Origin of the sequence: Methylobacterium amylolyticum, assembly GCF_030700245.1 — a bacterium.
In the GTDB taxonomy this organism is placed as follows: Bacteria; Pseudomonadota; Alphaproteobacteria; order Rhizobiales; family Beijerinckiaceae; genus Methylobacterium.
Genome location: NZ_JAUYZI010000085.1, coordinates 1 through 15,100, shown reverse-complemented (window position 1 = coordinate 15,100; position 15,100 = coordinate 1). Strand labels below are relative to the sequence as shown.

General features: G+C 65.9%; 14 protein-coding genes and 1 pseudogene. 12 read left to right on the top strand and 3 right to left on the bottom strand.

What is annotated here, in order from left to right:
• The 3 genes from Q8W71_RS30920 to Q8W71_RS30910 all read left to right on the top strand — a co-directional run.
• Positions 1 to 557 (top strand): IS66 family transposase (locus tag Q8W71_RS30920; RefSeq protein WP_305529197.1); only part of this gene is annotated, 557 nt, incomplete at its 5' end.
• A gap of 61 nt (positions 558 to 618) precedes the next feature.
• A complete protein-coding gene (locus tag Q8W71_RS30915) occupies positions 619 to 858 on the top strand; it encodes a hypothetical protein (RefSeq protein ID WP_305528027.1) in 240 nt (79 codons plus the stop codon).
• An 815-nt stretch (positions 859 to 1,673) separates the two neighbouring features.
• Positions 1,674 to 3,176 carry a caspase family protein gene (locus Q8W71_RS30910; protein WP_305529196.1) on the top strand — a complete coding sequence of 501 codons (1,503 nt, stop codon included), beginning with the start codon at positions 1,674 to 1,676 and terminating at the stop codon, positions 3,174 to 3,176.
• 286 nt (positions 3,177 to 3,462) lie between these two features.
• On the opposite strand, the gene Q8W71_RS30905 is transcribed toward Q8W71_RS30910, so the two are convergent.
• Positions 3,463 to 3,774, bottom strand: a complete 312-nt coding sequence (locus tag Q8W71_RS30905; protein ID WP_305529195.1) for a hypothetical protein — start codon at positions 3,772 to 3,774, stop codon at positions 3,463 to 3,465.
• A gap of 229 nt (positions 3,775 to 4,003) precedes the next feature.
• Here Q8W71_RS30905 and Q8W71_RS30900 point away from each other — a divergent pair, with 229 nt between their 5' ends.
• Together Q8W71_RS30900 and tnpC are read left to right on the top strand one after the other, a co-directional pair.
• Positions 4,004 to 4,234, top strand: coding sequence for a hypothetical protein (locus tag Q8W71_RS30900; RefSeq protein WP_305529194.1), 231 nt, complete (start codon positions 4,004 to 4,006; stop codon positions 4,232 to 4,234).
• Between the two features lie 12 nt (positions 4,235 to 4,246).
• A complete protein-coding gene (gene tnpC / locus Q8W71_RS30895) occupies positions 4,247 to 5,527 on the top strand; it encodes an IS66 family transposase (protein ID WP_305529193.1) in 1,281 nt (426 codons plus the stop codon).
• 93 nt (positions 5,528 to 5,620) lie between these two features.
• Here the strand turns inward: tnpC and Q8W71_RS30890 are convergent, their stop codons facing one another.
• Positions 5,621 to 5,875 (bottom strand): hypothetical protein, encoded by a 255-nt coding sequence (locus Q8W71_RS30890; protein ID WP_305529192.1) that lies wholly within the window; start codon positions 5,873 to 5,875, stop codon positions 5,621 to 5,623.
• 417 nt (positions 5,876 to 6,292) lie between these two features.
• On the opposite strand from Q8W71_RS30890, the gene Q8W71_RS30885 reads away from it, so the two are divergent.
• From Q8W71_RS30885 to repC, 7 genes and pseudogenes are all read left to right on the top strand, one after another.
• Positions 6,293 to 6,532: an antitoxin gene (locus Q8W71_RS30885; protein ID WP_305529191.1), complete on the top strand. Its 240-nt coding sequence runs from the start codon at positions 6,293 to 6,295 to the stop codon at positions 6,530 to 6,532.
• On the top strand, positions 6,529 to 6,840 hold the full coding sequence (locus Q8W71_RS30880; protein ID WP_305529190.1) for a PIN domain-containing protein: 312 nt from the start codon (positions 6,529 to 6,531) through the stop codon (positions 6,838 to 6,840). Before Q8W71_RS30885 ends, Q8W71_RS30880 begins: the two co-directional genes overlap by 4 nt.
• Before the next feature lie 150 nt (positions 6,841 to 6,990).
• Positions 6,991 to 7,314: a hypothetical protein gene (locus Q8W71_RS30875; protein WP_305529189.1), complete on the top strand. Its 324-nt coding sequence runs from the start codon at positions 6,991 to 6,993 to the stop codon at positions 7,312 to 7,314.
• Between the two features lie 664 nt (positions 7,315 to 7,978).
• Positions 7,979 to 8,122: pseudogene (locus Q8W71_RS30870) on the top strand (transposase); the annotation flags it as partial.
• Positions 8,123 to 10,157: 2,035 nt separating this feature from the next.
• Positions 10,158 to 11,384, top strand: coding sequence for a plasmid partitioning protein RepA (repA, locus tag Q8W71_RS30865; protein ID WP_305529188.1), 1,227 nt, complete (start codon positions 10,158 to 10,160; stop codon positions 11,382 to 11,384).
• A gap of 158 nt (positions 11,385 to 11,542) precedes the next feature.
• Positions 11,543 to 12,394, top strand: a complete 852-nt coding sequence (gene repB / locus Q8W71_RS30860) for a plasmid partitioning protein RepB (RefSeq protein WP_305529187.1) — start codon at positions 11,543 to 11,545, stop codon at positions 12,392 to 12,394.
• Positions 12,395 to 12,593: 199 nt separating this feature from the next.
• Positions 12,594 to 13,877, top strand: coding sequence for a plasmid replication protein RepC (repC, locus tag Q8W71_RS30855; RefSeq protein ID WP_305529186.1), 1,284 nt, complete (start codon positions 12,594 to 12,596; stop codon positions 13,875 to 13,877).
• Here the strand turns inward: repC and Q8W71_RS30850 are convergent.
• Positions 13,861 to 15,015 carry an ISAs1 family transposase gene (locus Q8W71_RS30850; protein WP_305525205.1) on the bottom strand — a complete coding sequence of 385 codons (1,155 nt, stop codon included), beginning with the start codon at positions 15,013 to 15,015 and terminating at the stop codon, positions 13,861 to 13,863. The genes repC and Q8W71_RS30850 overlap by 17 nt on opposite strands.
• Positions 15,016 to 15,100 lie beyond the last annotated feature (85 nt).

Sequence of the window (15,100 nt, the reverse complement as noted above, 5' to 3'; positions counted from 1 at the left end):
CGGCGAACGCGCGGCGGGGCAGGACGGCGACGGTGATCTCGCCGATCGCGCTGGAGGCGGTGCGGCGCATCGACGTGTTGTTCGCGATCGAGCGCGGGATCAACGGTCGCCCGGCCGGCGAGCGCCTGCGCGTGCGCCGTTCCGAGAGCGCGCCGCTCGTGGCCGAGTTCGAGGCGTGGTTGCGCGACCACCGCTCCCGGCTATCGCGCTCCTCCACTGTCGCCGAGCCGATCGACTACCTGCTGCGGCGCTGGCCGGCCTTCACCCGCTTCCTCGACGACGGGCGGATCTGCCTGACCAACAACGCCGCCGAGCGCGCGCTGAGGGGTTTTGCCCTCGGACGGAAGGCGTGGTTGTTTGCCGGTTCGGAGCGAGGCGCCGAGCGGGCGGCGGCGATGGCGACGCTGATCGTGACGGCCAAGCTCAACGCGATCGATCCGCAGGCTTGGCTCGCCGACGTTCTCACCCGTATCGCCGATTACCCCGCCCCTCGACTGCACGAACTTCTGCCGTGGCATTGGCGGTCAGCGACCGCTCCGCTTGCCGAGGCTGCCTGAGCATTCTCGCCAGCCACCCTCGACCCTGACGAGACGATCGGGCCGCGACGGAAGGGAGCCGATGCAGCGCAATAAGGTGAGCACCGTGTTCACGCTGGCCAGGGTCGCCGCCGACCTCGGACAGGATGAAGACGCCCTGTTCGACATCATCGTCGACATGGAACCCGAGGACGGCCTGATCTGGGTCCACGGCTCCGGCGACGAGGCGTACCCAGCGTTTACCAACGATGGGATCGACGAACTGAAAGAGCGGATCGCCGCCCATACGGCGGAAAGTGATCTGCTCCCGCCGAAACCGTAGCTCCCGCGTCCTTCACCGGATGGATACGCTACGCCTACGGCCTCGCCCAGCTTGATGGCAGTGGGAGCCGGCATTGGGCGAACCGCAATCCCTGTCGGCACGGGGCGACGCCTTCGAGCGCGACCCGATCCGCCAAGTTCTGCAAGAGGCTTAGGGTGACATCGTCGGGGCCATGCGCTGGCTCGACCTCCCCCGTCGGACCCTGAACGAGAAGATGCAGTGCTATGGGCTGAGCCGCACCGATCTCAACAAGTAAGCGACCGCCGCTAGATGTGCTGGACGCAGTTCGGGGCGTATCCGCTTCCAAGTTTGCCGGTGACGCGGGCAGGCGGGCCGGTACGCCAGCCAAGCAAAGGTGATCCTCACTGTGGTCGCGACGGAACCCGGTATGCTGGCTCCGCTCGCCGGCCTGGCGCGGCTCGATGTACGGGGAACGGATGTCTCGCAAGCCGCCCCCCGCTCAGATTACGGGATGAGCTGGCGACTAAGTGTCCGGTTATCGGTACGTTGACTTCGTGTGGCCGCAAGGAGGCTTTCTGGTATATTATCTTGGTCTTTCATCGACTGAACTATTTGGCGCCACCATTGATGTAACCATTTCCTGGCCGGATCGCTTTTTCAGTGCGCCTGCGGAAATTTCAATCCTCGCCTGTCGCCGACGATTGCCTTCCTGCCACAATCGTCCTGAATTTTTGCGCCGATTCAGATTGGGGGCGCGCGATCGATTGAGCATTCGGCTGGATCCGCGGAAGATAGGGAGGCGGATTCGTGTGAATGGGCGATATCGATTCGATCGTTTATCGAAGGAGGCGGGGATGCGGGCTCTGATCAAGGCGTTCGGCATAGGGGGAGGCGCCCTGCGGCTCGTTCTGATGACCTTCGTCGGGCTGTTGTCGACCCTTGAGACGGAGGCCGCGCCCGAGCGCCGCGTCGCTCTGGTGATCGGCAACGCTGCGTATCAAACCGTGCCGACTCTCGATAACCCGCTGCCGGATTCCAAGGCTGTGGCCGCGTCCCTGAAGCGGATCGGTTTCGAAGTGGTGGAGGGGTACGACCTGCGCCTCGACGCCATGCGGGCCTTGATCGGCGATTACGCGGCGAAGCTCGACGGCGCGAAGGTCGCTCTCGTCTACTACGCGGGGCACGGCGTGTCGGTGGCAGGAGAGAATTACCTTCTCCCCACCGACGCTGTTCTGCGCAGCGAGGCCGATCTCGATTTCCGCACCATGAACATCAACCTTGTGATGCGGCAGATGCAGCGCGAGGATCGGGTGAACGTCGTCATCCTCGATGCCTGCCGGGACAATCCGTTCGCCAAGGAGTTGGCGCGAACGATTCGGACCCGATCAGCGAGCGTCGGCACCGGACTGGCGGAGATCGCTACGAATTCCGCGGCGGGCACGATGATCGCCTTCGCCACCGATCCCGGCCGTACCGCGCTCGACGGTGCATCTGGTCAGAACAGCCCGTTCACAGCCGCTCTTCTGAAGCATATCGAGACGCCCGGCATCTCAATCAGCGCGGTCATGGATCGCGTGCGCGAGGACGTATGGCGGGCAACCAACGAAAAGCAGCGTCCGTGGGTCAACACCTCGATCATTGGCGAGTTCTACCTCAATCCCGTCGTTGCGCCGACGCGGGTTGCCACCGCCGATCCGACCGCGCCCCTGCCGGCCGCAACCCCGATCGCCGCGCAGAACCCGCAAGTGCTGGAGATGAAGCTCTGGGAAGCGGCTGAGCGCTCCGGGCAGCCCGAGGATTATCGGGCGTATCTCGACGCGCACCCGACCGGCTACTTCGCGCAGATCGCTCGCAATCGGCTGGCTCGCGCCGGTGGGTCGACGTCACGGGCGGCCGACGCCGATCTGAAGGAGCCGGCAACCCCCGCGGCGGAGGCCGATCTGAAGCTGTCGCAGACGGAGCGGATCGAGACGCAAGTGCGCTTGAAGGCCCTGGGCTTCGATCCGGGAGGGGCTTCCGGGACATTCGGGCCGGGCACCCGGAGGGCGCTGAGCAACTGGCAGAAGACCCGCGGGATTGCGGCGTCGGGCTTCCTGAACCGCGGTCAGCGCGTGGCCCTCTGGGAGCAGAGCGAGGGGGACTACCGGAAGCTCGCCGCGGCCCGCCCGCCTGAGCCGAAGGCTCGCACCGTTTCAGCGCCGCGTCCAGCCCGCGTTGCCCCGATGGAGGCCAGAGCGCAGGCGGCCCCGCCTCCTCCACCCCAGCCGCAGCCGCAGCCGCGCAGCGGACCGTCGCTCGGCGAAATGGGAAGCTTTCTCGGCGGTGTCGGAAACTTGGTCGGAGCCGTGCGCCGCTGATCTGCCACAATGTCCGGCCGCGGCCGGATCGGACGCAGCACTGGGTTGGAGGCGGTGCCGCGCCGCTTGATCAGAGCCTGGAGACTTCGTCGATAGCAGGCGACGGCTCGCGCGACGGCGGACCCGAGTCGTGTTTCCCGCACGGCGGTCGCATCGGCGTTGGCATCGTGTGTCGGTTCGACAGCATCGGCTGATCGGACTCAACGCAGCCGCTTTCCCACCCCCGCATCGAGGAGAAGACTGCATCGCATAGGAGGCTTCCGCGGTGCCCTTGCGGGGCCGTCTGTCAGTACCGGACGTTGGCGAGGCCGCTGCCGCTGCGGCTCAGCACGCCCTGAATCACCGCCTTGGTCGATGGGCTGATCCCGCCATCGCTGCGCAGGCGACGTCCATCCGCCCGTTCGAGTCGGGCGACTTCCTCCGAGCAGCGGTCGAGAGCGAAGCGGACCTTGGACGCGAGCGGCATCCCCCGCTGCGCATTGGCGCCGTCCATCTCGAACCGCAGGCAGGACGCCAGATAGCCCTTCAGGTCATCGAAGGCGGCGGCGTGGGCGCTCGACGTGAGGATGATGAAAATCAACGCGGATCGAGCGAGCATCGGGCGCTCCGGCAAAATCGGACCATGCTGGCAACGCGCGAGTCGAGCTTTGGTCGCAAAGCCTCTTCGACTCCGCTTCACCGCAAGCCGAGATCGCCTGGCCAACACGCAGATTTTCATTTCAGCATTGATAACGCGATTGCACGTCGTCCCACGGCGCAATAAGATCGAATACTGACATGATTCTCTATCGACGCGGACATTGCACTTGGTCACGGGAGGGCGTGCCGTGCGCAAACTATACATCTATGATAAGAGTGACGGAATTGATCGCCGGCAAGCAAATGGACGCTTCGATCCGGACGATGACATCGTTACTCTGGCTGTCGAGAACATTGCCGATCTCACACAACGCCTAAATCGTAATTACCCACGTGGTGCGTTTGCAGGTGCAGCGACGGTGGTGGGGTCGATGATCGGCGAACGCTCCTGGCCTCTTGCGCGGGACGGATTTCGCTGATTCCTTCGTGGGATGGGTCGCAGCGATCTGGAGCGGCTGAGCCGCGAGGAGCTGATTGAGCTGGTGCTGCGGCTGCAGCGTCCGGACAAGACCTCGCGCACCTCCTCGAAGCCGCCGGCGACCGACCGCAAGGAACGGCGTGATCAGGCCAAGCCGGGCGGGGCCAAGCTCGGGCATGAAGGCCACAGCCGGGTAATCAGTGAAGCCCCCGATGCGGTCGTCGAGCATAGTCCGGATCGGTGCGCGTGCTGCGGGGGCGCCCTGCACGGGGATCTTCCTGCCGAGGTCGTCAGCGTGTCCGAGCGGATCGATCTGCCGGACGTGGCGCCCGTGGTGACGCAACATCGGCGTCTTGCCGTTCATTGTCCGACCTGCGGGGCTCGGGTGGTCGCGCCGGTTCCGGAGGCGGCGCAGGGCACGCCGTTCGGACCGCGGCTGCATGCGGTGGCGACGTATCTCAAGACCTTCCAGGCGCTGTCCTACGAGCGGCTGCAGGCGGCGCTCTCGGACCTGTTCGGTCTCACCCTCAGCCAGGGCGGGCTGATGAACCTGCTTCGCCGCGCGCAGGGCTACTTCCGTCCTGGTCGCGAGGCGGCCGTGTCGGCCCTGCGCCGGGCCACCGTCGTCGCCTCGGATGAGACCGGCGTGCGGATCGAGGGCAGCAACGCCTATCACTGGGTGTTCCACGCGGCCGACGCGGTCGTGCACACGGCCTCCCCGACGCGAGGCGCCATCGTCGTGCGGGCGATGATGGACGGGCACCGACCGACAGTCTGGATCTCGGACCGCTACACCGCCCAGCAGGGCCATGCGGCCGAGCACCAGACCTGCCTCGCCCATCTCGCCCGCGACGTCGCCTACGTCGTCGAGGTCAGCGACGATCCCGTCTCCTGGCGTCTTCAGCTCTGGCTGCGATCCGTCTTCGCCCTTGCCGAGCGCGTCACCGATCTGGCCGCCTCGACGCTGGCGGCCAAGCGCCGGAGCCTGGATCGGCAGCTCGGCGCCATCCTCGCCACGCCGAGCCGCTGCGACCTCACCCGCGATCTGCAGGCCAAGATCGGCCGGGCTCGCGATCAGCTCCTCGTCTTCCTAGCCTATCCCGGCACGGTCGAGCCGACAAACAACGGCTCCGAGCGGCTCCTGCGTCCGGCCGTCGTCCAGCGGAAGACGACCAACGGCTACCGCGCCATGTGGGCGGCCTCCGGCGAGGCCGACATCCGCACCGTCGTCGACACCCAGCGCCTCTCCGGCAGCAGCCCCTTCGCCACCATCCTCAAAACCGTCGGCGCCTGAGCCCCGCCGTCACAGGGGTGGGTAATTACCCTAAATCAGCTCGCTGCTGCCAACAGCACCTTCGACCGATTGCTGATCCAAACTCATGGGAATTCAGGTAAAATATTTTTCGGCAACACAGGCGTCGGAGCTGTTAATATAGGGATCATCATGGCTGGGAGTGAGGTCATGTTCCCGGCCTGGACGCGCGTGTACTTCGATGGATGCAATGTTGCGGATGGCGACGCGGGTTGGGCGTTTTTGAAAGAGGCCGGCAAGGTGCTCTTGAAGAAGGCCGGCGGCATCACCTACGGGTGGACCAGTCTCGGATTTGGTCTGCCCGGCTGGCTTCCATTCCTGGGCGGCCATACGGTGCATCCCTGGGGGGATACGCGATACGTCACGTTCGCCCCTGGCGGCACGCCGAGCGGACGTGACTCGACCTCCGCTCAGGCTCGTCGAGCAAGACAGGAGAGCGGCTGCGTAGGATTCAAGTGCTGAGGCCGAAGCCGCTCTCGGTCTCGCTGTTCCGCCTCGCTTACCAGATCCGCAGCAGCCGGATCGACCTCGCCATCGCCCGCGGACCCACGCACGAAACGTGGTGCCGCCCTCGCAATGCGAACGCATTGGCTGCGAAACTCATCGCCTTGTTCGGTCGTATCAAATCCAACCGGCTTACAAACAGCCCGTACAGGTCTGATTTCACACCTTGCAAGGGATGGCTCTGAAAACCATGCCATTGTCCCTCCTCTGGGATATGTCGTTGTGTATCCCAGGGGAGGGGCGATGATGGAGCGCACGGCGAGGTTGTTCACCAACAACCATATGCAGGCGGTCCGCATCCCGCGGGATTTCGAACTGCCGGGCACGCGGGTCAAGATCAGCAAGCTCGACGACGGCCGCCTCGTGATCGAGCCACTTCCCGATGGCCGCCTGCTGGCGGCGCTGAAGGGCGCGCAGCCCCTGGCGCCGGAGGACTGGATGGATCCGATCGAGCACCTTCCAGCAGAGCCCGTCGAGCTATGAGCCCGCGCTACCTGCTCGATACCAACAGCGTCTCGGATCTCATCAAATACGGCGAGCAGAGTATCATCCTCGACATGGTACGTCGTGTCGGTGACACCTGTGTCTGTACGAGCGTCATCGTCGCCGCCGAGATTCGGTTCGGCGTTGAGCGCAAGGGCTCCGATAAATTGCGGATGGCCGCCGCGCGGGTACTGGGGGCGTTGCCGGTGCTTCCGATCGATCTGCCCGCCGCCATGCGGTACGCCGTGATCCGGGCGCACCTCGAAGGGGAGGGGAGGGGAGGGGCATCGGCCCCAACGATGTCCTGATCGCCGCGCAGTGCGTCAGCCTCGGGCTCGTCGTCGTCACCGACACCACCAGGGCGTTCGAGGGCGTGCCCGACCTCGACGTCGCCAACTGGCTGAACCCGGCCTACCAGTATCCTGCGGGCGTCGAGGAATAGCGCCGGGTGTGGTGGGATGCATCCGAACGTGCAGGCCGCGATGGATGCCCTGCACCCGGCGTTCGAGCGGTTGATGGCGTGCTCTCCCTACCGGAAGGGAACGCGCCTCCCCGAGCGGGGCGTCTTCCTGTTCACAGAGGACGGCAACCACCTGTACGCCAGCCGCCCGAACCGGCTGTGGGTGCGCCGCGCCGAGCATTGCCGTCCAAGCTCGACGTTCGATCAGGCAAGCTTCGTCATGCTCATCGCTCGCCGGCACACGGGGCTTTATGGGAGTGACGTTGACAAATTTAGCTGGACGGGACCGGCGACCATGCCTAGTTCCTGGCGCAATGCGTAGAAGCCAAGGCACACGTCAGCAGGATGGAGTTCCAGTACGTCGAGGAGCGGGATTAGTCCTGGGATGCACTGACTAAAGCTATTTCCTGTCGACCCCCCTGCCTCGTGAAGTGACGAAGTGTATGGTTAACAGGCGCCTTCGACATGCACTGTCAAGGGCTCAGGTTCCATAAGATATGTTATGCGAACGCCGGATGTGGGCGCCGGATCGAAATGTCTCATCTGACCGACAAGAACCAGCACACACCCTTTTCCCGAGCAGAGTGGTGACTTGTTGTGTCGCGGTGAGGATTCTGGTTAGAGTAAGATGATGTTCGAGGGTTGCTGTTCAGACACCCTCCCCGTATCAGTCCTGCCGAGACCACGTTCAACAGATTGCGCTTGATCCGGGCTAAGCCGCTTTGCGTGGTGCGATCGCATCTTGCAAGTTGGGCCGCCTGACCTTCTACCAGAGGACGGCGAGGCGCGCACGGTCCTGCGCAAAAAGCGGCGCAGCCTGACACTCCTGTCCTGGCAAGCCGCGCGCTTCGGAGCGCCCTCCCCCTTTTCCCTCTTGGTAAGCCCACAAGTGCCGCTGTTGAACTTTAACGTTGAAACCGGACCAAGATGTTGCTGCGGCTCAGGTTTTGCGACGCGAGGTCGCTGTAAGTATCACGGAGGCGGCGGTGGCAGACTTGTCTCAGCTCTCGGACGAACAGTGGACGGTGATCGAATCGTTCATGCCGAGGAACCAGCCCGGGCCGGAGCGCAAGGACGATTATCATATCCTCTTCGGCATCCTCCACGTACTCGCTTCAGGCTGCCACTGGGGCAATTGAGGTTGCTCCCGATCCCGTGCAGCGCGAAGCCGAGCGTTTCAGCTCGGTCCGAATGCTGGGCGATCAGAAACGGCTCCTCCATGTTGAGCGGGTTCAGCGTGCGACCGTCATCGTCGGGTGCTAAGCAAGAGAGGTAGACGTCCGGCGTCACGGTGTCCGCCCGGATGGTCGGCAGACGCAACAGATCGTTTCTGTGACGAAGCACGGCGTCTTGATTTACGACCTTGTACTGCGTCTCGGGATCCAAGAAGATCCCGTAGGTAACGACTTCTCCCACATAAGTACCGCGATCGGTACGAGATGGTGAACCGCGGCGATGATGTCGTCGGCTGCCGCGCCTTCCGCGGCCATCGTGTTCGCGACGTAGATCGCCTTTGCGAAGGGTCAGCTAGGCTTCAAGCCCAGCCGATCAGCGTCTGTCTCGTAATCTCGCTCATCTGCCTCCCGTCCGAGCTGGCCCGGTCGCGCGTGGCCGGCCCCCTCCCCTCGCCCAGGCGGCCTGCGTCTCGGACGCCTTTCGCAGGCGGCCCCCGGGTTTGACTGGCTCGGCCGACTCCTAGGTGCCAGCCGCCTTCGCCAGCGCACCGGACGGGCCGAGACCGAGCGCTTCCACGAACTCTGATCGCTTGCCTACGTGCGCGGCGTCCAACCGCTGTTAATCAAGCAGCACCCGGCTGCGATTCATAAGAACGTACTGTCCCAAGTTGCGACTCTCCTTGCTCTCCGGCTTACCGCCCGGCAGGACCGGAAGACTGTAGAACGCTGGATGAAGGGGGCTGCCAACCTGGATCAAGCGAAGGGCGTGCCGGCATCTCCGTCACGGATCGCGGTCGGCGAGGGTTGGGTCTGGGCACCGCACGAGGACATTCTGCAGCACACACGCTTTGCCGCTATCACGACATGAGACACGTCGGCGACTTCGGACCATGACGGCGCCGAGACGAGGGTCGGGCCGATGTCGTGGCCATCCGGTCGGCGCACGCCGCGCTGCATGGCGCTGACGGGCCGGCGCCAGTGGGCCTCAAGCGGCGCCGAGTGGAATCGCCCTCCCCGTCCGCCGTTCCGACGCGGCCGCGCTCGTGGAGGCGGGGTGCACCGGCACGTGAGTGCCAGGGGGCAGGGCACGCGGAAGTGCGCTACCGCCTCGCCGATCTGACCGGTCAAGCCGAGACCCAGATAGACGTCGCCGGGTGCTTACCGAGGCCTGCCAGTCACTTGGCCCTCAGAGTGCCCCGCCGCTGTCAAAACGGTCGCTCGTGGGCATTCTGCGCTAGCCGCATCGTGCGCGACAGTCGGCGCTGCGGCACGACCGACGCGTCCAGCGCCATAGCGTACAGTCGGGTGCGTACCCGAAGCCAACGCCGCCGCCCTCCCTTGCTCTGCCATCGGTGGCGAGCGTTGCCCATTCGCCGCGCTAGCCGCCTCCCACGTATTCGGCATGACAGAAGCGCTGGGGCCGGTCGCAGTCGAGCTGAAGCGCACGCGCAGAATCCTCCAGACCTCCAAGTCCCGCCTGCGGAGTTCAGGTTGGCTCGTACAGTGCGGCAGCCTATTCTGCGCAATTGACGACGGGCTCCTAGCGCTGGGCCCGGCGCAAATCCCAGCCTTATCCGAGCCGGGGCCAGACCTCGTCGCGCTCTGTGCGCCTCGCATCTCGGGCGCCGGGCCGATACTCCACCATCTTGCCGAGACCTGGACGGCGGCAACGATTCGACCAGCTCGACTGAGGCGCTCGGACTCGCGGCATTATCGACATTTAACTCTCCGCGCCTGCGATCCGCGGGGTTGATCGCGGGGCTAGAGCGTGGGCCGATCTGCTTTGCCGACGCGCTGATCTACCGGGCGGAACGCGGCGTAGAGGTGCCTGGAACGCCGATGAGGCTCACAGGTTCCTCCCCAAGTGAATCGGCGCCCAAGCTTGTGCCGGGCTTGCGAAGGACTCGACTCCCGAAACCGAATCGGTCCCCTATGCTCGCTTGCGGTGCTAAGGTGATATTCGTCACCAAACCGCAAACGAGTCGGGAGCATGAACCAGCACGTTCCTCTCGGGCCCCTCGCGCCCGCGCCGAATACCACCGCCGGAGAGGATGCGCGCCTCTTGGAGCGGAAACTGCGCGAGATCGCGGCTGTCGTGTTCTCGCCCTCTGAGACGAAGACGCTCCGCCGCTTCACCTCGGGGGAGGTCGCCCGCATTCTCGGAGTGACCGATAGTCGGATCCGGCAGCTTTCGCCCGATCTGTTAGCCTCCGAGCCTGAGGTCGCGTCTGGCGGGCGCCGCCTCTACACGCTCGCCGACGTCCACGCCTTCCGCGCGCACCTGCATGAGATTGATCGGGTGGGTCGCCGCTATCTGCCGCACCGAAACGCGGACGCGGGCGAGCACCTCCAAGTCATCGCCTGCGTGAACTTCAAGGGCGGGTCCGGCAAGACCACGACAGCGGCCCACCTCGCGCAGTCCCTCGTGCTCCGCGGCTACCGGGTCCTAGCGATTGATCTTGACCCGCAGGCGAGCCTATCGACGCTGCTAGGCGTCCGCCCAGAGAACGAAGCTGCCCCCTACCCTACTATCTACGACGCGATCCGCTATGGCGCCGAGCGGCGGGACATGCAGGAGGTGATCCGGCGGACTTATTTCACCGGTCTGGATCTCGTGCCGGCAGACCTCGAGCTTGAGGTGTTCGAGTTTGAGGCGCCGATGCACTCGGCTCGGCGGCAGCCCAGCGACACCGAGCCGCCTTTCTTCGCCCGGATTGGTCTGGCGTTGAGCGAGGTGGCCGACGCCTACGATGCTGTGGTGATCGACTGTCCCCCTCGGCTCGGCTACCTCACGATCTCGGCGCTTGCCGCCGCAACAGCTCTCCTCATCACCATTCATCCGCAGATGCTCGACGTCTCGAGCATGCGGCAGTTCCTGACGATGATGGATGAACTGATGGAGCCGGTCCGCGCCCAAGGCGGCGCACCGGCCCACGATTGGTTCCGCTACCTCGTCACGCGGTTTGAGCCGAACGACACCCCGCAGACGGAGGTAGTCGCGATGCTGCGCGGTCTGTTTGGCGAGCGCGTGCTGACAAAAGCCATGCTCGACTCGGCCGCGGTGGCAAACTCCGGCCTACGCGGGCAGACGGTGTACGAAACCCCGCTACGGCGGGACGAAGTTACTGGCTCGACCTACCGGCGCGCCCTCGATGCGCTCGACGCGGTGAACGGCGAGATCGAGACCCTAATCAGCCGGGCATGGGGCCGCGCATGAGCCAGAGGAAGCGTCTCTCCGCAATCATGGGCTCGCCGATCCAAGCGGATGCCTCACACCCGGCGGATGCTGAGAAATCAACGACTTCGCCCCCTGTAGCAGGTGCTACAGCCCCTCCCCCGCCAGCGCCGGAGAAGCGATCCGGGGCTGCGCGCTCCATGGCCTCGCTCTGGCTCGCGCAGGCGGCCCCAGCTCTGGCGGACGGCGGCGTGGTCGAACTCGATCCTAGCCTCTGTGACCCGTCCGCCATCGCCGATCGGGTGCCAGACGCCACTGACACGGCCTTCGCCGCCTTCGTGGAGCAAATCCGAGAGGAGGGTCAGCACACCCCGATCCTCGTGCGCAAGCATCCAGCGGCGTCAGGACGGTACGAGATCGCCTACGGCCGGCGCCGCACGCGCGCGGCCCGCGAGATCGGCAAGCCCGTCCGCGCGGTGGTGCGGGACCTGAGCGACGCCGAACTCGTCGTCGCGCAGGGCTCCGAGAACCTCGCCCGCGAGGATCTGAGCTACATCGAGCGGGCGCACTTCGCCCGGAACATGGAGCAAGCGGGCGTCGCCCGTGATGTGATCCTGAAGGCCATGGGCGTTCATCGACCTGACCTCGTAAATTACTTCGCGGTGGCGGAGGCGATCCCCGCACCTGTGCTGGCCGCGATCGGCCCGGCGCCGAAGATCGGCCGTCCACGGTGGCTCACGCTTGCCGATCGGATCCAGGCCGCATCACCGGAGCAGATCGACACCGCCCTCGCCTCCCCGGACTTGTCCGGCAAGGCATCGGACGAACGATTCGCCGCGGTGCTGGCCGCGCTCTCCGTCGCGCCGAAGCCGAAGAAGAAGCCAAAGGGCGAGACGCTAAAGGACTCCAAGGGCCTGAAGTACGCGCGCGTCGAGCGCAGCGCGACCGGCCTCCGCGTAACAGTCGAGGAGGCTGCCGAGCCCGGCTTCGGCGACTACCTCGCCGAACGCATTCCCGAGATCCTTGCCGCCTATCGGGCGACCAAGGCCTAACCCGACCGATTCACCCCGCGAGACAAGGAGACGAGGACACGGCAAAAAGAAAGGGCCCACCGAACCGAAGCCCGGCAGACCCTCTCTCGTCCTAAGCAAACGTAGAGAACCACATCTCCCGGGACATCTCAAGCCGTTTTCGCGCCAAACTGACGGTTTCGGCGGACGCTCAATTTTTGTCCCGTGCTCGGCACAGAGGATGAAGCATCATATCACGACGCCCTTCGGGCGCCGGACGCTGACGGCTGCGCAAATCCAAGCGCAGGCGATCGCTGACGGCTGTTCCGCGGACACCACTGTCCATAAGTGGACCGTCTTCCGCGATGTGGCGGTTGTCCGATCCCGCCTCGGCCTCAACGATAGGGCGATCGCAGTTCTCGATGCTCTGCTGACCTTCCACCCGGAAACGGTTCTGACGGTGGGGGAGGGGGCCGATCTCGTCGTCTTCCCGTCCAATGCCGCCCTGACGCTCAGGGCCCACGGGATCGCCGAGGCGACGTTGCGTCGCTCGCTTGCAGCGTTGACGGAAGCTGGCCTTATTATCCGTCGGGATAGCCCGAACGGGAAGCGCTACGTCCGCCGAAGCCAGGGCGGGGTCGTCGCGCAAGCGTTCGGCTTCGATCTTTCCCCACTGATTGCTCGAGCAGCCGAACTCGCCTGCCTAGCCGAGGCGGTACGTGCTGAGGCACAGGCCCTGCGTGTCTCTCGTGAGCGCACCTCGATCCTGCGCAGAGACTGCGCAAAGCTGATCCTGGCGTTGGAGGAGGCAGAGGGGGGCCCGGGCGCTGCGGAGTCCCTGCGAGCCCGCTACAAGGCCATCCTTAGTGCCCTGCCCCGGCAGCCGATTCGCCCCGACTTGGACGCCGCCGGTGAGGCTCTCACCGCCCTTGCTATCGAGATGAGTAACCTCCTGATCGCGCATCAAGAAAGCTCTGAAATGCACGGCAATGCCGATCAGACCGATCGGCACATTCAGAGTTCAAATCCCGATACTCCTGATCCTGAACAGGCCGCCGAGATGGCGAAGAAGGAAGCCCCAGCGCCAGGGGAGGGGAGGGGAGAGCAAGCGGAGCGGTGTACGACCCGCAACACCTACCCGCTCGGTTTCGTGATCGACGCGTGTCCGGACATCAATGCGTTCGCGCGGGACGGAATCCGTACCTGGCGAGATCTCGCCGCCACGGCCGACTTGGCGCGGTCAGCGCTCGGCATCAGCCCGGACGCTTGGCGTGAGGCGCGGGACGTGATGGGCGAGGACGCGGCCGCTGTAACGGTGGCAGCGATCCTGCAACGGGTCGATCACATCAGAAGCCCGGGCGGCTACCTTCGCGCGCTGGTCGAGCGCAAAAGGGGAGGGCAGTTCAGCCTCGGTCCCATCCTGCAGGCGCTGAACCGGGCTCGGCTCGCACGGCCTGGAGCAGGTGCAGGCTTGCTAAAGGAGGGCAGGTCGGCGCCGTCGGGCAGGGCTATCGCATTTGGCTGATGAGGTCGGCGAGGTAGTCGTCGTTCCATCCGGCCAACTGTCGTTTGGTGTGCAGGGAGCCCTTCGTGGCGTCCTGGCGGATCAGGCCGAGGGCGAGGCGGCGCAGCAGGGCGAGGTTCTGGGCGGTGACGGCGTTGCGGGTGAGGATGGCGTCCTCGCGGAAGGCGACGTCGAGCAGCCAGTGCTGGTGGTTCTCGATCGACCAGTGGGCGCGCACCACGCGCAGGACCTCGGCGGGGTCGAGCCGCTGCGAGAGGGCGACGTAGCGGGTCTGGGGCGGCTCGGCCTCGGCAGGGGCGTCCACGTGCGTGCTGCGGCGCAGGCCGTCGACCCGGGCGATGGCGCACAGGCCGGCGAAGCCGTAGCGTTCGGCCCAGCCCGGCACGGCCCGGACCCAGGCGCGGCGCTCCTCGTAGCGGCCGTGGGCGGTGTGGCTGGTGCGGACGGCCGTCTCGGCATCGGCCTCGCCCAGCAGCGCCTGGGCGGCCGCGTGCAGCGGGCCGCGGTTGCCCTTGAGGATCAGGGCGTAGGCTCCGCCCCGTTCCAGGATGGCGGCGGCCGTGGCGCGGTTGCCGTGCAGGGCGTCGGGCGTGACGACGGCATCGCGCAGGTCGAGCAGGGCGATGACCTCGCGCGCGGCGGTGACCTCGCTGCGGTTGCGGGCGTGGCGCTGGGCCAGGACGAGGCGCTGCTCGGCGGCCCAGGCGGTGACGAGGTGCAGCGGGGTCGAGCGCCCGGCGCTCTGGATGGCGCCGCGCAGGGACTTGCCGTCGAGGGCGACGATGCGCGGGCGGCCGGTGCCGTCGGGCTCGTCCTGCGCCGCTTGGTCCTGCGCCGCTTGGTCCAGGGCTTTGGCGAAGGCGGCCATGAAGGCGCGGAACGCGGCCTCGAAGGCGAGCGGGTCGAGCGCCTGGAACAGGCGGCTGAAGGTGTCGTGGCTGGGCGCGCCGTGGGCGAGGCGGACGAAGCGGCGCAGCAGCGGCAGCTTGGCCCGGGCGAAGGTGGCGATGTCGACGCAGGTCTGGGCGCCGCACAGCGTGGCGGCCAGGGCGACCAGCAGAACCTCGTCGAGCCGATGGCGGGCGTTGGCCGCCCGCGGGTCCGGCACCGCCGCGAACAATCCTTGCACGGCCAGCATCGATCGCCTCCTGCGTCTCAGGAGGCGTCAACGCATCGCCTTCAGCCCAGATCGAACCCCAAACAACCCATATGCAATCGCCCTG

What these genes read in the sequence shown, in the direction of transcription:
- Q8W71_RS30915 (WP_305528027.1), top strand. Translation starts at nt 619, where the DNA reads ATGCAGCGCAATAAGGTGAGCACCGTGTTCACGCTGGCCAGGGTCGCC.
- Q8W71_RS30910 (WP_305529196.1), top strand. Translation starts at nt 1,674, where the DNA reads ATGCGGGCTCTGATCAAGGCGTTCGGCATAGGGGGAGGCGCCCTGCGG.
- Q8W71_RS30905 (WP_305529195.1), bottom strand. Translation starts at nt 3,774, where the DNA reads ATGCTCGCTCGATCCGCGTTGATTTTCATCATCCTCACGTCGAGCGCC.
- tnpC (WP_305529193.1), top strand. Translation starts at nt 4,247, where the DNA reads ATGGGTCGCAGCGATCTGGAGCGGCTGAGCCGCGAGGAGCTGATTGAG.
- Q8W71_RS30890 (WP_305529192.1), bottom strand. Translation starts at nt 5,875, where the DNA reads ATGGCCGCCCAGGAATGGAAGCCAGCCGGGCAGACCAAATCCGAGACT.
- Q8W71_RS30885 (WP_305529191.1), top strand. Translation starts at nt 6,293, where the DNA reads ATGATGGAGCGCACGGCGAGGTTGTTCACCAACAACCATATGCAGGCG.
- Q8W71_RS30880 (WP_305529190.1), top strand. Translation starts at nt 6,529, where the DNA reads ATGAGCCCGCGCTACCTGCTCGATACCAACAGCGTCTCGGATCTCATC.
- Q8W71_RS30875 (WP_305529189.1), top strand. Translation starts at nt 6,991, where the DNA reads ATGCATCCGAACGTGCAGGCCGCGATGGATGCCCTGCACCCGGCGTTC.
- repA (WP_305529188.1), top strand. Translation starts at nt 10,158, where the DNA reads ATGAACCAGCACGTTCCTCTCGGGCCCCTCGCGCCCGCGCCGAATACC.
- repB (WP_305529187.1), top strand. Translation starts at nt 11,543, where the DNA reads ATGGCCTCGCTCTGGCTCGCGCAGGCGGCCCCAGCTCTGGCGGACGGC.
- repC (WP_305529186.1), top strand. Translation starts at nt 12,594, where the DNA reads ATGAAGCATCATATCACGACGCCCTTCGGGCGCCGGACGCTGACGGCT.
- Q8W71_RS30850 (WP_305525205.1), bottom strand. Translation starts at nt 15,015, where the DNA reads ATGCTGGCCGTGCAAGGATTGTTCGCGGCGGTGCCGGACCCGCGGGCG.